General features: G+C 56.6%; 2 tRNA genes and 1 rRNA gene. All 3 read left to right on the top strand.

From position 1 onward, the window contains the following. Positions 1–252: 252 nt before the first annotated feature. The 3 genes from R6258_RS18680 to R6258_RS18670 all read left to right on the top strand — a co-directional run bounded on the left by R6258_RS18680 (position 253) and on the right by R6258_RS18670 (position 2,145). Positions 253–1,791, top strand: a 16S ribosomal RNA gene (locus R6258_RS18680). Between the two features lie 95 nt (positions 1,792–1,886). Beyond that, positions 1,887–1,963: transfer RNA gene (locus R6258_RS18675), tRNA-Ile, on the top strand. A gap of 106 nt (positions 1,964–2,069) precedes the next feature. Next, a tRNA-Ala gene (locus R6258_RS18670) sits at positions 2,070–2,145 on the top strand.

The following is a 2,145-nucleotide window of genomic DNA, read 5'->3' as shown; positions in this document are numbered from 1 at the left end:
GCGCTTGACAGCGCGGCCCGGATCGGTAGAATACGCCTTCCTCGCAGGGCGCTGGCGAGCCACCCGATGGCGCGACGGCACAGCGAGACGCTCTTTAACAATCGATCAGGTAATTCATGTGGGCGCTTGTCCGATACGCGGTGATAAGTCACGCGATATCAAGGCAAGCGACTCGTCAGAGGCCTTCGGGTCTTTTTGAGAACGTTTGAACCTTGAGCCAAGATTTGTCCGCTTAACGGACTCTATGATTTTAAACTGAAGAGTTTGATCATGGCTCAGATTGAACGCTGGCGGCAGGCTTAACACATGCAAGTCGAGCGGTAACGGGTCCAGCTTGCTGGATGCCGACGAGCGGCGGACGGGTGAGTAATGCATAGGAATCTGCCCAGTCGTGGGGGATAACCTGGGGAAACCCAGGCTAATACCGCATACGTCCTACGGGAGAAAGCGGGGGCTCTTCGGACCTCGCGCGATTGGATGAGCCTATGTCGGATTAGCTAGTTGGTGAGGTAACGGCTCACCAAGGCGACGATCCGTAGCTGGTCTGAGAGGATGATCAGCCACACCGGGACTGAGACACGGCCCGGACTCCTACGGGAGGCAGCAGTGGGGAATATTGGACAATGGGCGCAAGCCTGATCCAGCCATGCCGCGTGTGTGAAGAAGGCTTTCGGGTTGTAAAGCACTTTCAGTGGGGAAGAAAGCCTGGCGGCCAATACCCGCCAGGGACGACATCACCCACAGAAGAAGCACCGGCTAACTCCGTGCCAGCAGCCGCGGTAATACGGAGGGTGCGAGCGTTAATCGGAATTACTGGGCGTAAAGCGCGCGTAGGCGGCTAAGTAAGCCGGTTGTGAAAGCCCCGGGCTCAACCTGGGAATGGCATCCGGAACTGTTTAGCTAGAGTGCAGGAGAGGAAGGTAGAATTCCCGGTGTAGCGGTGAAATGCGTAGAGATCGGGAGGAATACCAGTGGCGAAGGCGGCCTTCTGGACTGACACTGACGCTGAGGTGCGAAAGCATGGGTAGCAAACAGGATTAGATACCCTGGTAGTCCATGCCGTAAACGATGTCGACTAGCCGTTGGGTCCCTTGAGGACTTAGTGGCGCAGTTAACGCGATAAGTCGACCGCCTGGGGAGTACGGCCGCAAGGTTAAAACTCAAATGAATTGACGGGGGCCCGCACAAGCGGTGGAGCATGTGGTTTAATTCGATGCAACGCGAAGAACCTTACCTACCCTTGACATCCTGCGAACCCTCCGGAGACGGAGGGGTGCCTTCGGGAGCGCAGAGACAGGTGCTGCATGGCTGTCGTCAGCTCGTGTTGTGAAATGTTGGGTTAAGTCCCGTAACGAGCGCAACCCTTGTCCTTATTTGCCAGCGAGTAATGTCGGGAACTCTAAGGAGACTGCCGGTGACAAACCGGAGGAAGGTGGGGACGACGTCAAGTCATCATGGCCCTTACGGGTAGGGCTACACACGTGCTACAATGGCCGGTACAAAGGGTTGCAATCCCGCGAGGGGGAGCCAATCTCATAAAGCCGGTCTCAGTCCGGATCGGAGTCTGCAACTCGACTCCGTGAAGTCGGAATCGCTAGTAATCGTGAATCAGAATGTCACGGTGAATACGTTCCCGGGCCTTGTACACACCGCCCGTCACACCATGGGAGTGGACTGCACCAGAAGTGGTTAGCCTAACTTCGGAGGGCGATCACCACGGTGTGGTTCATGACTGGGGTGAAGTCGTAACAAGGTAGCCGTAGGGGAACCTGCGGCTGGATCACCTCCTTAACCGACGCGTCATCGCGGTCGGTCAAGTGCTCACAATGAATTACCTGATCGGCCAGAGCAAAAGACTGTTTGGGTTGAGACCCAGCGTGACCAATGGGTCTGTAGCTCAGTTGGTTAGAGCGCACCCCTGATAAGGGTGAGGTCGGCAGTTCGAGTCTGCCCAGACCCACCAATTTTAGCCATGACTGCGTTATTTTGAGCCTCGTATAGCAGGCTATACATCGCCTCGAAATGCCTTGTCCTGACTAAAATCCCCCATGGCACGTCGGGGAGTCAGAGGGGCCTTAGCTCAGCTGGGAGAGCGCCTGCCTTGCACGCAGGAGGTCACCGGTTCGATCCCGGTAGGCTCCACCA

It is taken from the genome of Halomonas sp. HP20-15 (assembly GCF_033446685.1).
Classification (GTDB): domain Bacteria; phylum Pseudomonadota; class Gammaproteobacteria; order Pseudomonadales; family Halomonadaceae; genus Modicisalibacter.
This window is presented reverse-complemented; position numbering and strand designations above follow the sequence as displayed.